The organism is Candidatus Roizmanbacteria bacterium (assembly GCA_016700135.1).
Taxonomy (GTDB): domain Bacteria; phylum Patescibacteriota; class Microgenomatia; order UBA1406; family GWC2-37-13; genus UBA1450.
Genome location: CP065004.1, coordinates 748,501 through 765,879, shown reverse-complemented (window position 1 = coordinate 765,879; position 17,379 = coordinate 748,501). Strand labels below are relative to the sequence as shown.

18 protein-coding genes are annotated in these 17,379 nt (G+C 44.0%); 8 read left to right on the top strand and 10 right to left on the bottom strand.

The annotated features are described in order from the left end of the window. Positions 1–44 precede the first annotated feature (44 nt). Positions 45–980, bottom strand: a complete 936-nt coding sequence (locus IPM65_04025; GenBank protein ID QQS43304.1) for a cation:proton antiporter — start codon at positions 978–980, stop codon at positions 45–47. 242 nt (positions 981–1,222) lie between these two features. On the opposite strand from IPM65_04025, the gene IPM65_04020 reads away from it, so the two are divergent. Beyond that, positions 1,223–2,677: a hypothetical protein gene (locus IPM65_04020; GenBank protein ID QQS43303.1), complete on the top strand. Its 1,455-nt coding sequence runs from the start codon at positions 1,223–1,225 to the stop codon at positions 2,675–2,677. Positions 2,678–2,814: 137 nt separating this feature from the next. After that, positions 2,815–6,120 (top strand): efflux RND transporter permease subunit, encoded by a 3,306-nt coding sequence (locus IPM65_04015; GenBank protein ID QQS43302.1) that lies wholly within the window; start codon positions 2,815–2,817, stop codon positions 6,118–6,120. A gap of 95 nt (positions 6,121–6,215) precedes the next feature. On the opposite strand, the gene IPM65_04010 is transcribed toward IPM65_04015, so the two are convergent. Then, the gene (locus tag IPM65_04010; GenBank protein QQS43301.1) at positions 6,216–6,848 is read right to left on the bottom strand and encodes a hypothetical protein; all 633 of its coding nucleotides are present in this window, start codon (positions 6,846–6,848) and stop codon (positions 6,216–6,218) included. Positions 6,849–7,033: 185 nt separating this feature from the next. On the opposite strand from IPM65_04010, the gene IPM65_04005 reads away from it, so the two are divergent. Both IPM65_04005 and IPM65_04000 read left to right on the top strand, forming a co-directional pair. Further along, positions 7,034–7,576, top strand: coding sequence for a type II secretion system protein (locus IPM65_04005; protein ID QQS43300.1), 543 nt, complete (start codon positions 7,034–7,036; stop codon positions 7,574–7,576). Between the two features lie 40 nt (positions 7,577–7,616). Next, complete coding sequence (locus tag IPM65_04000) at positions 7,617–8,552, top strand: DUF368 domain-containing protein (GenBank protein QQS43299.1); 936 nt, start codon at positions 7,617–7,619, stop codon at positions 8,550–8,552. A gap of 2 nt (positions 8,553–8,554) precedes the next feature. Here IPM65_04000 and IPM65_03995 read toward each other — a convergent pair whose 3' ends face one another. The 4 genes from IPM65_03995 to IPM65_03980 are packed head-to-tail and all read right to left on the bottom strand — an operon-like array spanning position 8,555 to position 10,958. Then, positions 8,555–9,643, bottom strand: coding sequence for a hypothetical protein (locus IPM65_03995; GenBank protein QQS43298.1), 1,089 nt, complete (start codon positions 9,641–9,643; stop codon positions 8,555–8,557). Positions 9,644–9,691: 48 nt separating this feature from the next. Next, positions 9,692–10,195, bottom strand: a complete 504-nt coding sequence (locus IPM65_03990) for a hypothetical protein (protein QQS43297.1) — start codon at positions 10,193–10,195, stop codon at positions 9,692–9,694. Between the two features lie 20 nt (positions 10,196–10,215). Further along, on the bottom strand, positions 10,216–10,626 hold the full coding sequence (locus IPM65_03985) for a hypothetical protein (protein QQS43296.1): 411 nt from the start codon (positions 10,624–10,626) through the stop codon (positions 10,216–10,218). A 44-nt stretch (positions 10,627–10,670) separates the two neighbouring features. Beyond that, a complete protein-coding gene (locus tag IPM65_03980) occupies positions 10,671–10,958 on the bottom strand; it encodes a hypothetical protein (protein ID QQS43295.1) in 288 nt (95 codons plus the stop codon). A 44-nt stretch (positions 10,959–11,002) separates the two neighbouring features. On the opposite strand from IPM65_03980, the gene mgtE reads away from it, so the two are divergent. Further along, positions 11,003–12,403: a magnesium transporter gene (gene mgtE / locus IPM65_03975; protein ID QQS43294.1), complete on the top strand. Its 1,401-nt coding sequence runs from the start codon at positions 11,003–11,005 to the stop codon at positions 12,401–12,403. Between the two features lie 195 nt (positions 12,404–12,598). Here the strand turns inward: mgtE and IPM65_03970 are convergent, their stop codons facing one another. Both IPM65_03970 and IPM65_03965 read right to left on the bottom strand, forming a co-directional pair. After that, positions 12,599–13,261: a hypothetical protein gene (locus IPM65_03970; protein ID QQS43293.1), complete on the bottom strand. Its 663-nt coding sequence runs from the start codon at positions 13,259–13,261 to the stop codon at positions 12,599–12,601. Between the two features lie 132 nt (positions 13,262–13,393). Next, on the bottom strand, positions 13,394–13,639 hold the full coding sequence (locus IPM65_03965) for a hypothetical protein (GenBank protein QQS43292.1): 246 nt from the start codon (positions 13,637–13,639) through the stop codon (positions 13,394–13,396). A 105-nt stretch (positions 13,640–13,744) separates the two neighbouring features. On the opposite strand from IPM65_03965, the gene ychF reads away from it, so the two are divergent. After that, positions 13,745–14,902 (top strand): redox-regulated ATPase YchF, encoded by a 1,158-nt coding sequence (gene ychF, locus IPM65_03960; GenBank protein ID QQS43291.1) that lies wholly within the window; start codon positions 13,745–13,747, stop codon positions 14,900–14,902. A 91-nt stretch (positions 14,903–14,993) separates the two neighbouring features. Here the strand turns inward: ychF and IPM65_03955 are convergent, their stop codons facing one another. Next, the gene (locus IPM65_03955) at positions 14,994–15,764 is read right to left on the bottom strand and encodes a glycosyltransferase family 2 protein (protein ID QQS43290.1); all 771 of its coding nucleotides are present in this window, start codon (positions 15,762–15,764) and stop codon (positions 14,994–14,996) included. 67 nt (positions 15,765–15,831) lie between these two features. On the opposite strand from IPM65_03955, the gene def reads away from it, so the two are divergent. Beyond that, on the top strand, positions 15,832–16,359 hold the full coding sequence (def, locus tag IPM65_03950; GenBank protein QQS43289.1) for a peptide deformylase: 528 nt from the start codon (positions 15,832–15,834) through the stop codon (positions 16,357–16,359). Positions 16,360–16,361: 2 nt separating this feature from the next. Here the strand turns inward: def and IPM65_03945 are convergent, their stop codons facing one another. Continuing rightward, positions 16,362–16,646 carry a hypothetical protein gene (locus tag IPM65_03945; GenBank protein QQS43288.1) on the bottom strand — a complete coding sequence of 95 codons (285 nt, stop codon included), beginning with the start codon at positions 16,644–16,646 and terminating at the stop codon, positions 16,362–16,364. Between the two features lie 95 nt (positions 16,647–16,741). Here IPM65_03945 and IPM65_03940 point away from each other — a divergent pair, with 95 nt between their 5' ends. Next, on the top strand, positions 16,742–17,377 hold the full coding sequence (locus IPM65_03940; protein ID QQS43287.1) for a site-2 protease family protein: 636 nt from the start codon (positions 16,742–16,744) through the stop codon (positions 17,375–17,377). Positions 17,378–17,379: the final 2 nt, after the last annotated feature.

Here is a 17,379-nt window from a genome sequence, read left to right as displayed (position 1 = left end):
AGTCCGGCCCGACACCATTGTCGGACCACATCCTGAGGTGTAACTCATTCTGCCGGAACGAATTCAACCGTCGGAACTTCTGGTTCCTTCTTGAGAGCTGCAAGCTTGTGGCCGAGCATGCTCACGAAGCTTGGCGGAATGATGGTCGAGATGATGATCACCAGGATGATCGTCGAGAAAATATCGCTGGGAATGACACCCAGAGACTTTCCGACGGCCGCAAAGATCAAACCGACCTCACCACGAGGGATCATTGAGACTCCCACATACAGCTTCTCTAGAGTGCTTCCCTCAGCAGCCACACCGGCTACCAGCTTGCCCACGATCGCCGCCACCGAAAGTACGGCAGCGGTAATGTAGACCGACGGATTGAGCAGGCTTGCCGCATCCACCATGAGTCCGATGAACACGAAGAAGACGGGCACGATGAGGTACCCGATACTCTTGACGAGCTCTTCGACGTGGGCATGGTCATGGTGATGGATCAGCGCTTCGACTTTGGCCTGGGCCTTGGGATCTGCAAACTGCAGTTCCTTCAGTTCGCGCACGATTTGCGGTTCGTTGAACCGGTCAAAGTGTACTTTGTCCAGGATCAGGCCTGCAGCAAATGCGCCGACGATCGGGGCAAGCCCCACAACGGACGCGAGATAGGCAAAAACCAACGCCAGCGATAGAGCCATAGCGAGCTTCATGCCGTGGCCTGTGCTGATTGAAGAGAATGCCTTGGACAAGCCGGTTGCGAGAAAGTCGCCGAGCAGTACCGCGATTGCCAGAAACCCAACTGCCTTCAGCACCAAAGTGCTGATGAACATGGGGGTCACTTCTCCCCCGCTTGCCATCGCCGAGACGACCGCCAGGACCAGCAGGCCCAGGACGTCATCGATGACGGCCGCACCGAGCACCGTTTGGCTGGACTTCATCTTCAGAGTTCCGACGCTTTGGTAAACCGCGGCGGTAATACCGACCGAAGTCGCCACCAAGGCAGACCCGATGAACAGGTACGTAATGCTTTCCTGTCCCGGGAACAGCCATGGACCAACAACGAACGCGCCGAGACCGAAAGGAACAAAGAAAAATTATAGGACAAATTATATAAATCTCGGAATTACGGAACAATACAGTACTGTGCTGTAGGTATTTTTGGAGATTGCTTTTCTGTTGCAATAATAATTACCTTAATTAATTTCCAATTTATTTCAGAATCTGATATAATGTTAAGCTTATGAAAAATAATATTATAGGTTTTTTTAAGGCGATAAAACAACGCTTCTTCTCTATCACTAGAAAACCCAGTAAAAAAATAATGAAGTTTGCTTCTGTGCACCCTTTTGCGACACTTTTTGCACTGCTGGGGCTTTTGCTTATTCTTATCGTGGTGGGAAACATGTTCCGTCAGCCCGAAGAAACAGAAAAACAGGAAGAACAGGAAGCAAAATCTGTCCAGGTATATCGCATCGGCGAACCGCCGAAAATGACCGTGCAGGCACAGGTCGAAAAATCAGGTGTGGTTACGATCACTGCACTTTCTCCGGGTGTAGTGCAGAATATTTATTATGCTCCGGGAGACTATGTCGCACAGGGATCGACTCTCCTTACGACATCTACCAATTATCAGGGAGGAAACGCCGCATATCTGCAAAGCAGGATAGCTGCGAGACAGCTTCAGAATATCAATGAAACGTACGATACACAAAAAGAAATTATTGCAAAACAGAAGGAAATTGCAAATAAAACCGATCAGAATGCAGATGAACTGAGGAATATTTCTCAGAAATCCATTGAAGAAACAAAAGGAATGATCGACGTCAATGACAGCGCGCTCAAAATGGTCGAAACAATCATCGCTGATCTGGAAACGGGCGGCGCAACCGACACGCAGATTTTGCCTTACATTCAGCAGAAATCGCAAATTCTGTCTGCTCTAAACCAGCTCCGATCGGGTTTAAGAAATACCGAATACAGCATAGCCGGTGATAAACCGCAGGCTGAACTTTCCAATTTGCAAAAGGATATTACAATCAAACAGCTTGAAATTCAGGAAAAAGCACTGGACCTGAACCGCGATGTCACAAAACTGCAGCTCCAGGTATCCCAAGTACAGGCTGCGATGATGTATCCGTCTTCTCCCTTTAATGCGACAGTACAGCGCGTACTGGTCAAAATCGGAGAGGCCGTCAATCCGGGGACACCACTGATGATTCTGTCTCAGGAGATTGAAGAAGATCCGATCGTCGCGATCGCTTATGTCCCCCGCGAGATTGCTCTAAAAACAACGTATGCTGAACCGAGTGTCCTTACGATCGGAACAATCAGCTATGAGACATACCCGTCATACATTTCCCGGGATGCCGTACAGGGAAATTTGTACGGGATATTTTTCCCTATTCCTGATTCGTATCACCAGTACGTGACCGATGACGGATATATAAATGTCACTATCCCGATCGGATACTATGATACATCTGCCTCTGTCCCCTACATTCCTATTGACAGCGTATACCAGACACAGGAAAGCTCTCATGTCTTTGTAATTGAAAACGGCAAAGCTGTAGCTCGTGATCTCACTCTCGGCTCTGTGATAGGGCGTTTCGTCGAAGTCGAACAGGGATTGGAATCAGGAGATGTCATCATCCTCGACCGGAATGTCGTAGGCGGAGACAAGGTTGTTGAGAAATAGTTTATAAATCACCCAAATACTGTCATCTCGAGCGCAAGTCGAGAGATCTCTTTCGATCATATAAAAGGGATTCCTCCACTTCGGTCGGAATGACAAAGTAAAATCAAAACTCTAACATCTGAATTTATATATCAAACATGGCCTCATATCTAGACAGAATACAATTCGACCCCAGACTTAAAAACACTATTCACGGAAAATTTATCACCAACTTCCGACTCGTGTTTCTCCTTATATTGAGTATTTTTGTTATCGGCATCATCAATTATTTTGAGATCCCGAGACGCCTCAATCCGGAAGTGGAAATTCCTATTGTGACCGTCACTACAATCCTTCCCGGTGCAACACCCGAAGACATGGAGGCACTTATCACCATTCCCATTGAAGATAAGCTGAAAGCAGTGCAGGATGTCGATACTATCACTTCAACCTCACTTGACAACGCATCCACGATTGTACTTCAGTTTCTCTCAACGGTAGATCCTGATGAAGCGCGTGACGAGGTACAACAGGCAGTTGATACCGTGACCGATCTTCCCGAAGATGCACAGGATCCCCGCGTCGCAGTGCTTGATTTTGAAAACCAACCGATATGGACATTTGCATTGACGTCTGATGATTTGCCTTCACTGATGTCATTATCGGAAAATCTGAAAAAAGATTTGGAGGATCTTCCTGAAGTGTCACAAGTTCAGGTATCCGGATTTGAAGAACAGGAAATTCAGGTAGTTGTCGACCCGGTGAAAGCACAGGAATTCGGTATCTCCCCTCTCGTCTTGTCTCAGGCCATTAGTGGAACGGCTAATTCCTATCCTGCAGGTTCAATCAATGCGAACGGTTCCGTCTTTTCTCTTACTATTGATCCGGGAATCACAACCATTGATGACATCAGGTCTATCCGTATCACAACTGCGGATCGTATCGTCACCCTGGAAGAGATAGCACAGGTGAAAGAAATATCTGCTCCCGATCAAAATAAAACATATTATGCTGATCAGAATATTGCTTCCCGCCGGGCAGTACAATTTTTCGTATATAAAGCTGATGCTTCAAATATCGACACGGCTGCTGAAGCTGCAGTCCAAAGAGTGGATACACAGCTTGAGCCCTATAAAAATACTGTGAAGCTGCTCACTATCAGCAACTACGGAGATCTTATAGACGAACAGTTTACTGATCTTCTTCATGAATTTTCCACAACTGTTTTACTGATTTTCACGGTGCTGCTGGTGTTTCTCGGACTCAGACAGGCGGTTATCGCATCATTTACCGTTCCCCTTACCTTTTTGTCTGCAATTGCAGTTGCCAACGGTTTGGGGCTTTCTCTCAACTTTCTAACGTTGTTTTCCTTTCTGATTGCCCTTGGTCTTCTGATCGATGACACGATTGTCATCGTCACGGCTATGACCCGATACTACGCTTCTGGAAAATTTACACCTTCAGAAACGGGACTTCTGGTGTGGAGAGATTTCTTTATTCCTATCTGGTCCACAACGGCAACGACTATCTGGTCATTTATCCCGCTCCTTCTGGCAACGGGTATCATCGGAGAGTTTATAAAACCGATCCCGCTTATCATAACAGCAACAATGATTTCCTCGACATCAATTGCAGTACTTATCACCATTCCATTAATGATCGTATTCCTGAAACTGGTTCTTCCGTATCGTGTCCGGGTACTGGTTCAGATTCTGGGTGTAATCATTTTTATCGCTGTCCTGACACTTATTTCACCGAAGAATGCACTGCTTATACCGATTCTCCTCGTTGCGGGACTTGCAGCGTGGATGCTGTATGCAAAGCGTGAAATCTATATAGACACAATAAGAGATTATTATCACAAAAATCAATCTTTGCAAAAATTTAGCCAGTACGGAAGCCGCATTGTCAGTGAAGGCATCATCAATCTCGAAGCTGTCAGTTACCAGTATCGGAACATGCTTAACAGGATTTTGGCGAAAAAATCAAACCGAAGGAATGTCATCGTATTTCTCGTTGTGTTTGCTCTGGTCTCATATCTGCTTGTCCCGCTCGGTTTGGTCAAAAATGAATTCTTCCCGAAAACCGATGAAAATACCATCTATCTTTCGGTAGCACTTCCTCCCAGTACGGATATCCAAACAACAACAGCAGAAGCTGTCGCGCTGACACAGGAAGTACGAAAAATACCTGAGGTTGATTATGTTATCACCGAAACAGGATATGGTTTTACGGCAACATTTGACCGCAGTACCGATCCTGCCAATTTTTTGATCACATTTGCCCTTCCTGACCCGGAAGAGCGGGAAAAAACATCCATTGAGATCGCTCAGGAACTGCGGGAACGATTTGCAGATTACTCACGGGGAAGACTCAGCGTGATTGAGCTTTCAGGCGGCCCGCCTGCCGGAGCCGACATCCAGATCAGTTTGCTTGGTGCTGACTACGGAGTTTTGACCCGTTACACTCAGGAAATTATGAACTACCTGGAAGAACGACCGGGAGTGACGAATGTCGATACATCGTACAAGTCCGGTACCAGTAAAATCGTATTTGTCCCCGATCAGAATAAACTGGCCGATGCGGGAATCTCGAGAGAAACACTGGCTTTGTGGCTTCGCACCTATGCATCAGGATTCACCCTTGATACCATCAGATTTGATGAAGAAACCGATATTACATTGCGCCTCTCGCAGGCACAGGTGACTCCTGAAGAACTCGGTTCGCTTTATATCCAGTCTCCTCAGGGGAATGTCCCTCTTTTATCCCTCGGTGAGCTAAAATTGAGTACGAATCCGACGAATATTTCTCATGAGGACACTTTGAGAACCATTACCGTCTCTGGCTCTGTTGAGGTAGGATACAACATACAGGAAATTAACTCTGATCTCGTAGCCTATGCAGAATCGCTGAAACTCCCGAACGGATACCGCTGGCAAACAGGAGGGATCAATGAGGAGAATCAGAAATCAGTGAATTCAATTTTGCAGGCTATGGCATTATCCTTTCTTTTGATTTTAGTTACAATGATTATTGAATTTGGCTCATACCGGCAGTCAGCAATTGTTATGATGACGATTCCACTTGCCATTTCTGGGGTATTTTATGTTTTCGCATTGACCGGTACTCCCCTTTCTTTCCCTGCTCTTATCGGAATTCTCGCTCTATTCGGAATTGTAGTGACTAATGCCATCGTTGTTATTGATAAAATCAACAGTAATATGAATGAAGGGATACCGGTGAAGGAATCAATTCTGGACGCATCGGCAAGCCGACTCGAACCGGTGCTGCTGACATCGCTGACTACCATATTCGGACTTCTGCCGATCACCTTGTCTGACCCGCTCTGGAGAGGTTTAGGAGGTGCGATTATCGCCGGATTATTCTTTTCGGGAGTTATCAAACTGTTTTTTATCCCGGTGATCTACTATTCCTGGTACGGCACGGGTAATAAAGAAAAGTAAAACTACAGGTCTAAGCAACAACACATAACCTGCTTTTACCTGATATGTAGCTTGGACCGCTGGTTTGACAGAATTCCAAAAAATGCAGCGACTTCTTACTGTGAGATTGCCGGAGTTACTGTATTTGTCGGTGTGGGAATCTGTTCATCTGTATTCTGATAAGTAAAGACTCGGGTAAGTGTTTTGTTTTGATTGGAAACCAAACTTCTCACGCGAAGTTCAAGAGTTTTTTTACCCGAACTCATATTATAGATAACGATATCATTGTCTGAATAATCACTCCACTGACCGTTATTGATGCGATAACTCCAAACTACCGAACAGTAATCTCCCTGGTCATATCTGATGTCAATATCTAAAGGATTTCCGCTCACGGTGCTGTTTTCTTGCGGCGACAGAATATCTATCGGTCCGATATCCTTGATGCACTCCCCTTTTGATTCCGGGGTCGGAGTCGGAGTCCCGTCTTCATTTTCAGGTGCGGTTGTCGGCTCATTATCATTATCCCGTATGATGGTAATGATTGTTGGCGTGGTGTCTTTCGGCTGTTCGGCTACAGGATCAGAGGTATCAGGTCCGTTTCTTTTTTCCTGAATATTGATGTAATTCATATAAATCACAGAAAGAAGAACCGGAATAGAAAGGGTTGCAGTTATAACTTCAATATATTTCTTTTTATCCGGCAAATTCCGAAATGAATCCAGGAATTTCGCAAAAGGGTTTTCCATAGAAGGATATTGTACCCGTTTTAGCGCCAGATATCAACTTTTACCGGTTTTCATGCCGAAATGAGAAGTGACTTATGACAACGCGCAAATCCAATAAATGATACCGACATCCGTAAAAAATCTTACATACTTTTTTTTATCTTTACTTTCATTTGTACGCTCCATATACTTTATGATAGAAAGTTATGAAAACACAAGCCGGTTTTACCCTGGTAGAAACCATTGTTGTACTCACCATCGTAGGCGTATTGATGACCTTCGGAGTTGTAGCATATTCTGCATCGCAGCGTAATGCACGGGACACCATCCGCATCACTGATGCTCAAAAAGTAAAACGGGCACTGGATGCATTTTATATCGATCACGGTTTTTATCCGAACCCCGGTGGCGCCTGGCGCGGAGAGTGCAACCATCCCTGGGGAACTCCGAATCTCGCACCGAACGATGTCATCCCCGGCCTTGTACCCGACTATCTGGACGAATTTCCTCATGATCCGCAAATGAACCGCGTTTTTTCAGGGACCACTACTCCCTGTTATCTCTACCGATCAAACGGAACTGATTTTGCCTTCCTCATCCATCAGAAAGATATCGGAGGCGATGACAACTACGGAAAGGAAAACTCACTTCTTGACACTCACCGGGACGGAGGATCCAATACCTGTAGATTGGACGGCTCAGCATTCTGGTCATGGAAAGTGGCTTCTTCAGGCGGCAGGTGCTGGTAAATACGTAGACTTTTGAGTACTTTCAAGCTAGAATATATCTATGAAAACTCAAAAGAAAACAGACAAACCGTTACTTCAGTTATTTGTGACCGGCTTCATCATGGGAACGGCAGATTTGATCCCGGGAGTTTCCGGAGGAACAGTAGCGTTTGTGGCGGGAATTTATGATGAATTGCTTGCGAGTATTAAGAAAGTGAGCGGTGAAGTACTTAGATTAGGGCTTCAGTTCAAAATAAAAGAAGCTGTCGCAGCGGTACCCTACCGTTTTCTTTTCCCCCTTCTTGCCGGTATCTTTACTGCAATTCTTTCACTTGCCAATCTCCTTGGTTACCTTCTTGACACATACCCGTCATTTGTTTGGGCTTTCTTTTTCGGATTGGTCATCGCGTCCACATGGATTGTGGCTAAGCGGGTCTCAGCCTGGAGTATGCCGAACATGATCTCATTTATAACCTTTCTGATTGTGGGGTATACAGTAGTCGGTGCGGTACCGGTAGAGACTCCTTCCAATCTACCCATGTATTTCTTAAGCGGTATGATTGCAATCTGTGCCATGATTCTTCCCGGTATTTCAGGTTCTTTTATCCTTCTTATCATGGGGAAATATGCTCAGGTGCTCGGAGCTGTTCGCGAGATGAATATCGGTGTCCTTATATCAGTAGCACTCGGTGCGGTAGTCGGTCTGTCAATTTTCTCCCGTTTTCTTTCCTGGCTTTTTGCAAAACATCATGATATTTCAGTCGCCGCTTTGTCAGGATTTATGCTGGGTTCTGTCCGAAAGCTTTGGCCATGGCAGGAAGTTATCGAGACACGAATAAACAGTCACGGTGAAGTTGTGCCGCTTGCAACGAGAAACATACTTCCGCAGGCAATTGACGCTACCGTCCTTGGTATTATTGCTCTTATAGCAATCGGAGTTGCTATCGTCATGTACATCGACAGACTGGATCTGGTCAAAGAAGAACACGTCGGATAAAATCAGATTTGATTCCCCTGTTCCATTTGCTGCAATTGTCTCAGTTCTCTCTGTGTCTCTTCATCAAACATATTGTAGAAATCCTCGGGCGATTCTTCCCCATATTCAGCATCTTGTTCGATATTGAACTCTTGTGTGTTATTTTCCTCAAAGGCTTCCTGTAACAGCTCGGTAGGATCTATCTTCCCTATTGCCTGGACTGCTGCCGTGATAACAAGTCCGGCAATCACCCATCCGATTGCACTTACAATCCATATCCAGGTCATAGAGACGGGTTTAGACTCGTCATACAAAGCACGGGCATGTCTGTAAACCTGAAATGTAAATGCCAAACCGAACCAGTTTACGAAGAAATTGACCACAAAACGTACCAGACCGGCTAAAGCGGCAACTTCTTCCGAAATACTGCTCAGTGCAGCGAGCGCTATCATGACAGCCATTACCAGCAAAAAATACAAAACAAATCGGCCGACTATTGCACCGAACTGCTGTTGTACAATCCCGACACTCATTTTGATAGCCTCCATCCCTTTCTTATTCTCAAGAACGACCGTGTAAAGGGTAAATGCAAGAAAAATACTCACAATAATCGCCGGTATGATAAGAAGGAATATGCTTCCGAACGTAATAAAAAATTCTATTAATCCGACAATGAATAATGGTAATACGTATATCCATCCCTTTTTAAGAAGAGAAAATGCTGAGGCAGATTCATCTTTTTCAGAAAGCGCCAGAATAAGTCCTGCCTGAGCCATAAGACTGATGATCGTAACTGCAACTATCAGCGCTACAAACAAAATTCCGCCCGCTGTCCAAACGGCCGGATTTGTCATCAGTGAGGCTGCTGCATTTTGGACGTTTTGGATCCCTCCGAATATACCGAAAAAAACAATGAGACCAATCAGTGCGGCAATGATATAGGTTATGATAATGCCGATAAACGTGTAGGTTGAAATAAGAAGTATTTTCAGTACTTTCTTCGTCAGGAGATGCCATGACTCCTCCAGAAGTTGCTTTATAGGCGGCATTGCCTGTACATTTGTTAATGAAGCTTTCGCCTCGGTTGGGTTTGGGTTTTTGGTTTCGTCCATACTATAAATATAGTATAGCAAACTATCCCGAATTTACACAAGACCGGATCAAAGCTGATCCAGATCGCTCTCAATTTGCTGTAAATCCTGATCAATATCAGGAATCTCTATCTGCTGAAGATCTGCTTCCTCCTCATTCACAGGCGTTACGGTCGGGCTTACTTCGACAGTCGGTGAGACTTGAACGGGTGACGGCGAAATCTGTGTTTCGGCCGGTGCGGCTGCCATCTGCTTGTAGAAAAACAATCCTACCAAGCTGAGCAGAATAAGAAGAAGCAGTCCGACTAGAATATAAACCAGTTTGCTTGACTTTGTCTCGGTGTAGCCTACATCCGGATAAACCGGTTGAGGTACCGGTTCGGCTGAAGTGTCTGCCGTAGTATCAACGGGTGGCTGCCCATCAGCAGGAGATTCTGGAGTGGCTGCGGGTGTTTCAGCCGGTGCGGCTGGTTCTGCATCAACGGGTATTGTTTCCGTCGAAGGTTCCGGTGTTTTTATCGTTTCCTGTGTTTCAGGTTTTTGCTGTTCTTCCTTTTTATTTTGATTATCCATGATTTAGTCAAAAATAGTAATTAGCCGCCTAATTCGTCAGACTCTTCAGACTCGCTTGTTTCCGGCTCTTCAGTACTCTGTTCGTGTGCTTGTCCCAAAGCTCGTGCGGCATCAACTGTCTTTTGCCGTGCTTCCCTCACGGTTTCAACGGTGGCTTTAATATCTGTTCTGAATTGCGTAACTACTTTCTGTACGTCATCTTTCACATTGCTTTCATCACTGAGTTCTATGATGTACTCTTTCCCCGCCTGCTCTGCCACTGCTTCCTGAGATGTCTCGACTGCAGCTCTTGCTACGGTTATCGCATCATCTACTGCCTGGGTGTCTCCTTCCAACTCCCCTGCTTTTTCCTCAATTCTGTCAATAATTTCTGAAATTCTGTCCAAATGCTCAGCTAATTTTCCGGTAATCCTTTCATTCATTTCAGCCATATGAGCATCAATCCGTTCGACTATTTGTTGCTTTTTTTCATCGGTTATCTTTTGAGTTTCAGTTTGAATTCTTCACGGTCTTTCGCAAACTCTTCTTTTGCTTCCTCTCGCTTCATCATGATTTCTTCCTGTGCTTCCTTCCTTTTTTGTATCGCTTCTTCTTTCATCTCTTTCGCTTTCTCCATCGCTTCAGTACGTTTCTTCTCACGGCTCGGAGTTACAGTCGCTTCCACGGTTTCTTCAACTGTTTCTTCTGCTTCCTGAGCCATTGAGGCTACAGGAAAAGCTAATAATAATGTAAAGGTTAGTATTGCTAGGTAAAACTTTCTCATATTATGAGGATAGTATAAATAACGGGTTATGTCAAACTTGTCTTATGCCAATCCTGCACGTAAGAAAAAGAAAACTACTAGTCACGGGATCTAAACTTATGTATTATGATGATATGGCTGCTGTCGAAAATCTCCATACCGTCAACAAACTGATAGAAAAAGGAAATTACAAAGAGATCAAGTATCTTCTTCTGAAGATGGACTTTCATAAAATAGCCGAGATAATCAATCATTTGCATGATCAGAAACGATATATCTTTTCTCTTCTCCCTCCTGAAATTCAGTCAGAAGTCATTTTGCACCTCTCTGACCAGTCAAAAAGTGTGATCATTCCGAAACTTTCAGTCTATGAATGTGCCCGATTTCTCCATTTCAACGACGAGGATGACGCGACAGATATTATTCAATATCTCCCCGGTTCCAAACGTCAAAAAGTACTTTTGAAGATCAAAGAACCGAAACGTAAAAAAATTGAAAAACTTCTTACATTCGGTAAAGAGACTGCGGGCGGACTTATGGATTTGGATTATATTATTGTCAAAGAAACCTTTACATTCAAAGACATAGCCGACAAAGTACAGGAACATATCACGCGTGAAAACAAGGTGCCGTTTATCATTCTGACAGCAGAAGACGGAAAAGTTCTCGGTTTTATCCCCCACAAAAATCTGATTTTTAGTTCTCCGAATATCCCTATCAGTAAAATCGTACAAAAGCTCCCTCTGATAAGCCACAAAGAAGATCAGGAAAAAATTCTGCACAAGGTTGATCACCTCAAAAGCGATGCAATCGGTGTTGTAGATGCGAAAGGAGCAATTCTGGGCATTGTTCATTTGCGGGATCTCCTTCGTGTAGCTCAGGCTGAAGCTACGGAGGATGTATATAAATTTGCCGGAGTTCAGCATGAAGAGACTCCGGGAGATCCGATCAAACTAAAAGTTTTTATGCGCTATAAATGGCTTATCATCAATCTTGTTACGGCTTTTCTGGCGGCATCTGTGGTCGGACTGTTTCAGGATACTATCTCCAAAATGGCCCTCCTTGCGGTTTTTATGCCGATTGTCGCCGGTGAAGGAGGAAACGCCGCAACGCAGGCACTTGCCGTTGTTGTAAGAGGAATTGCGATGAATGACATAGATTGGCGTGAAGCAAAAGGAATCATTTTTAAGGAAGCTATGGCCGGTCTTTTTAACGGGGTAATTGTAGGTTTGATTGCCGGAATAGTAGCTGTTTTCTTTCACGGCACACCTATGCTTGGGGTTGTTTTGGGTATAGCAATGATTGCCAATCTTTTTATCGCTGGATTTTTCGGGGCACTTGTTCCTTTTATTCTGAAATCCATGAAAATTGATCCTGCAATTGCCAGCACCGTTTTCGTCACGACAGCTACCGATATCATCGGTTTTTTTGTGTTTTTAGGACTTGGCACTATTCTTCTGCTGTAGACTCATCTTCTTCGTCTACAATTTCGATACGATAAATCCCTCTCTCGTATTCTATGATCGGCCGGATATACATATGATCAAAAATATAATTTTTCATAGAAACATATGATATAAAAACTCTTCCAATGCACCATAAGAGAAGCGTAAAAAGATAGTGAGAATGCAAGCCATGGAGTATTTACTTGTCAGGGGATCTTATATGTCCGCCTTTTCCTGATACTGCATATTTCCGAACAAATCAGTATAGTTATGTTGTTCCATATGGGTAAATGCTGCCGCAAACAATGTGTTACAGGCACGTATGACTGAAGAATTGTCAGCAGTTTCTGTCACTGTCCTAAGTGGGGTAAACAGATCTTCCGCATCATTACCCTGATACTGTTCCAAGATAAATTTATTCATAATCAGATCCTGCACCTGCTGAGCTTTTTCTGCCCGATCCATATCATCGGGAGCACCGCCTTCAATATTTTTTTCTAGATAGCCGTCACACACCATAGAATACTCCTCCATCAATTCAGCATATGCGATCAAACGTTCAAGCGGTTCATCAAGAGGTTTCACTATATTGTATTTTTTTGCGATCGGTGACCGCCGATAGTCTTTGAGAGAATAAACAATTCCCTGAAGCCAGCCTTCGATCAGTTCGTTCGCTTCCTCCGGTGAAGCTCGGGAAGTAAGCCATTCATCATCCAGTTTCGACACAGGAAACTCATACTGATTTCTGTGCCATACATCAATGTCATATGTCCGTCCGTCCATTTCATATGAAGTCTGGTGAACGGGTGTAGTTATTTGGATCGGCTTTGCTAATTCACGTGACATCCGTCGAATATACCGAAGACGTTCTATTTGCATAAATACATTATATTTATTGAATTGTAAGAATATGGAAATAAAAAATACCGGAAATCAGAGATTGAATAAGAAATTGAAGGATGCAGGCGGAGAAAAAATTTCTCCGCCTGCTGTAACTGTACTACTGAGTACTTAGAGACTCTTGAGATAATCCTGAAACTCGACCACATATTCTTCACCTATCTTTGCTAGAAGACGGTCGAATCGTTGTGGATCATTTTTCTGGATTTCTTTGACCAGCTCTTGTTCTTCCGGTAGGACATAACGCAAAACAAACGCCAATTTCACTTCATCGGCTTTTGCTTTGTCGCCATCTACTGCCATCATGACCGTTTCGTTGATCATCATAGCCGCAAAATCCCAGAGGTCCATTATCATTCTCCTTAGTTCGTTGAATAATCAGTACAGCTATACATATTATACTATAGGTACAATAATGGTTTCATCTAATGACCTTCCTTGTCCCCTGCTATAATATCCCCTATGAATCTATCTATCGGTATTGTAGGACTTCCGAATATCGGAAAGTCGACACTCTTCAATGCTCTCTTGAAAAAAACCGTCGCTGATGCGGCGAATTATCCTTTTTGTACCATCGAACCGAATGTCGGTGTTGTCGAGGTACCGGATGAGCGTCTGCCGAAGATTGCCGAAATCGTAAACACTCAAAAAATTGTACCGGCAGTCGTCGAATTTTATGACATAGCCGGACTTGTTGCCGGGGCTTCACAAGGAGAAGGTCTGGGAAATAAATTTTTGTCCCATATCCGTGAAGTAGCGGCTATTGCGCACGTAGTCCGTCTTTTTGAAGATGACAACGTACTCCATGTCGCAAACACCGTCGATCCTCTTCGTGACATTTCAACGATAGAAACCGAACTTGTCCTTGCAGATCTTGCAACTCTTGAAAAGCAGAAAGATCTGTCAGTCGCAGCCCGTGCCAAAGCCACAAAAGAAGAAGGACATAGAGCAGATGCCGTTATCAAACTCAAAAACCATCTCAACGCCGGAAATCCTGCACGAACCCTCAGACTAACGGATGACGAAACAGAAGCTGCAAAAGACCTTCATCTTCTGACTATGAAGCCGGTAATTTATGTTTTTAATGTCTCGGAGGGGCAGTTGATGGACAAAGAAACGATTGAAGAGAAAATACGTGTCATTCTGAACGAAGTGAAGAATCCAGCAATGTCAACGAATGGATCCTTCGCGCATGCTCAGGATGACAAACATCTTCCAGCCAATGCTCTCTATCTTAATGCCAAGCTCGAAAATGAAGTCCTGGCTTTAGACGAATCAGATCAGAAAGAATATCTGAATCAGTACGGACTCAAAGAAACGGGTCTCAATCGTCTTATCAAGAAGGCATATGAAACACTCGGACTTATCTCATTCCTCACAGGAGGTGAACTTGAAGCACGTGCGTGGACTATCCCTGCCGGGACTCTTGCACCGCAAGCTGCAGCAGCAATTCATACGGATTTTGAAAAGAAGTTTATTAAAGCCGATATTGTACCCTTCCAAACCTTTGTTGAAATCGGCGGATGGACAAAAGCCCGTGAGGCAGGAAAAGTGCAGATCGTCGGTCGTGATCATGAAATGAAAGACGGCGATGTCGTGGAGTTCAAAATCGGGGCATAATACAGAAAAAGCGAAGATACCATTTTTTTTGCGACTTGGGAGATGCGCAGGCACGAGCACGCCCACAGAGCACTAAAAAAAGGGTATCGAGCTAGGATTTATTACTGAGAGTCCGGACTTTTACATAAATCACCCACCAGCGGATTGAAGAAAAGAGTGCCCAGACAAAGCCCGCAAAGCCGTCCTGAAAACCCTTATGACGGATGTAAATGCTCAAAAATGTGCCTAACGGCTTCATTACGAAATAACACAACCCACAAAGTTCCTGTTTTTTCTTGACGAGTTCTTTCGCATCCAACGTTGTATAACGATTCCAACGACTTAAGTATCGTTCAAATGTCGGATCTGCGTAGTGCAGTATATCTTTATGAAGTGTTCCGACTTTTCCCTTTATATCCACATTTTCATGGACATTTTTACAGGGAAAATGTGCTTTCCCTTTTTTATACAATCTGATTGTAGAGTCGGGATATATACCTCCTTTTTCCAGAAATTTTGTCAAAAACCAGTTTCTCCGTGGAATCCAATACCCGTCATACTCCTCTGTTGTTTTCCCCTCAATGATACGGATAATCTCATCTTTAAGTTCTGGGCTCACGGCCTCATCAGCATCGAGCTGTAAAATCCAATCTCCTGTGGCCTTCTCAATCGCCTTTTGCTTATTGATATGGAACATTGCCGGATTGTCTTCATTGTAAATAGTTACTTTAGAGCCGTATGATTTGGCAATTTCTAACGTTTTATCCTCGGAACCGCCGTCCACAATAATAACTTCTTCAACAATATCATACACTGAATCAAGCGGGTAACGGATAAACTCCTCTTCATTGAAAGTTGCGATACAAAGGGATAATTTTGCCATACTGATAGTATACTCTAAATCGACTATTTTGCTAAAGGATTTGAGTTCAGTCTGTTATAATATGAACATGATTTTACCGCTTGTGAAGGTGCCAAACAAAGTTTTGAGCACTCCCGCAAAACCCGTAAAACAATTTGATGAACGACTGAAAAAGCTCATAAAAGATATGGCAGAAACTCTTATTGCCGCAAAAGATCCCGAAGGAGTCGGACTTGCGGCACCTCAGGTCGGAGTGGGACTTTCGCTTTTTGTGACTCGCCCTGACAAACGGGCAAAAGTACGTGAGTATATCAATCCTAAACTTCTGAAAATAGTTGATATCCCCGTGGAAAAGAAAGACGGCAAAACGACTCTCGAAGGCTGTCTTTCGGTAGACCGGATCTGGTCTCCTATTGAAAGGCCTCAAAAGGTACTGCTTACATACCAGACACTTGACGGAGAAAAACGTGAAGAATGGTTTGAAGGCTTTAAAGCGGTCATTATGCAGCATGAAGTGGATCACCTAAACGGCATACTCTTTACGGCACGCGCTATGGAACAGCAATCTCCTTTATATGAAGAACGGAACGGAGAACTTCACGAAATGAAAGTATAAATTTAGGCAGCTGCCTCAACAGGCACTACATTTGCCGGGACATTTTTCATCTGGACAAACGGTTTTTTTCCGTCCATGATGTCTTTTTTCACTCTCTTGAGGCATTTCATGCAGAGTTTGACACGGACTTCTTTTCCCTGATCAAGAATAGTGACAGGCTGAAGATTCGGTCGGAACAATCGCTGTGTCTTTTGGGCACGCTTTTTCCATCGACCTCCCGCCACACCTCGGTGGTGCGTATGAGATCTGCCGTACATAATTCCTTTTCCACAGTGATAACATTCCATATAGTTTAAAAGAGATTTTTAAGTCAAGATTTTTTATGATATCATAAAGGGTTGCAGAATGCAATATACTTTATTTGATTTAGGAAAAAACGAATATGCTTACTTTATTGCTCACTAACCCGATACTCTTCCTGTTAAGCGCCGTATCACTGGTAATTGCCATTACCATTCATGAGTTTGCCCATGCAAAAATGGCCGATCATCTGGGGGATCCCACTCCCCGTCTGCAGGGACGCGTGACTCTCAACCCGGCCGCACATCTTGATTTATACGGTACTATTTTTTTGTTACTGGTAGGATTCGGCTGGGGTAAGCCTGTCCAATTCGATCCTTTCAATCTTGACAACGCAAGAAAGGATGCCGCTTTGATCTCTATTGTGGGTCCCGTATCAAATTTTGTATTAGCTATAGCAAGTTCCGTTATCCTCTATCTGTTCACATTTTTTGGTTTAGAGATTCCCTTTATTATAGGATCACTCCTTATTGTCTTCATCCAGATGAATATTCTTCTTGGGGTATTCAATTTACTTCCCGTTCACCCACTTGACGGATTTAAAATCGTTGAAGGACTGCTTAATGAACAGCAGGCACGGGAATGGCATCAGCTTGAGAGATACGGTTTCTTATTTTTGATTGTCCTTATTTTACCTATCGGAGGACAATCCATGCTTCATACGATACTTGATCCTGTGATGAGCTTTATTAACCAACTCCTGATCCCGCTTTCATAATC

What these genes read in the sequence shown, in the direction of transcription:
- IPM65_03965 (QQS43292.1), bottom strand. Translation starts at nt 13,639, where the DNA reads ATGATAATGGACCTCTGGGATTTTGCGGCTATGATGATCAACGAAACG.
- mgtE (QQS43294.1), top strand. Translation starts at nt 11,003, where the DNA reads ATGCCAATCCTGCACGTAAGAAAAAGAAAACTACTAGTCACGGGATCT.
- IPM65_03995 (QQS43298.1), bottom strand. Translation starts at nt 9,643, where the DNA reads ATGGACGAAACCAAAAACCCAAACCCAACCGAGGCGAAAGCTTCATTA.
- IPM65_03970 (QQS43293.1), bottom strand. Translation starts at nt 13,261, where the DNA reads ATGCAAATAGAACGTCTTCGGTATATTCGACGGATGTCACGTGAATTA.
- IPM65_03945 (QQS43288.1), bottom strand. Translation starts at nt 16,646, where the DNA reads ATGGAATGTTATCACTGTGGAAAAGGAATTATGTACGGCAGATCTCAT.
- IPM65_04005 (QQS43300.1), top strand. Translation starts at nt 7,034, where the DNA reads ATGAAAACACAAGCCGGTTTTACCCTGGTAGAAACCATTGTTGTACTC.
- IPM65_03980 (QQS43295.1), bottom strand. Translation starts at nt 10,958, where the DNA reads ATGAGAAAGTTTTACCTAGCAATACTAACCTTTACATTATTATTAGCT.
- def (QQS43289.1), top strand. Translation starts at nt 15,832, where the DNA reads ATGATTTTACCGCTTGTGAAGGTGCCAAACAAAGTTTTGAGCACTCCC.
- IPM65_04015 (QQS43302.1), top strand. Translation starts at nt 2,815, where the DNA reads ATGGCCTCATATCTAGACAGAATACAATTCGACCCCAGACTTAAAAAC.
- ychF (QQS43291.1), top strand. Translation starts at nt 13,745, where the DNA reads ATGAATCTATCTATCGGTATTGTAGGACTTCCGAATATCGGAAAGTCG.
- IPM65_03990 (QQS43297.1), bottom strand. Translation starts at nt 10,195, where the DNA reads ATGGATAATCAAAATAAAAAGGAAGAACAGCAAAAACCTGAAACACAG.
- IPM65_03955 (QQS43290.1), bottom strand. Translation starts at nt 15,764, where the DNA reads ATGGCAAAATTATCCCTTTGTATCGCAACTTTCAATGAAGAGGAGTTT.
- IPM65_03940 (QQS43287.1), top strand. Translation starts at nt 16,742, where the DNA reads ATGCTTACTTTATTGCTCACTAACCCGATACTCTTCCTGTTAAGCGCC.
- IPM65_04010 (QQS43301.1), bottom strand. Translation starts at nt 6,848, where the DNA reads ATGGAAAACCCTTTTGCGAAATTCCTGGATTCATTTCGGAATTTGCCG.
- IPM65_04000 (QQS43299.1), top strand. Translation starts at nt 7,617, where the DNA reads ATGAAAACTCAAAAGAAAACAGACAAACCGTTACTTCAGTTATTTGTG.
- IPM65_03985 (QQS43296.1), bottom strand. Translation starts at nt 10,626, where the DNA reads ATGGCTGAAATGAATGAAAGGATTACCGGAAAATTAGCTGAGCATTTG.
- IPM65_04020 (QQS43303.1), top strand. Translation starts at nt 1,223, where the DNA reads ATGAAAAATAATATTATAGGTTTTTTTAAGGCGATAAAACAACGCTTC.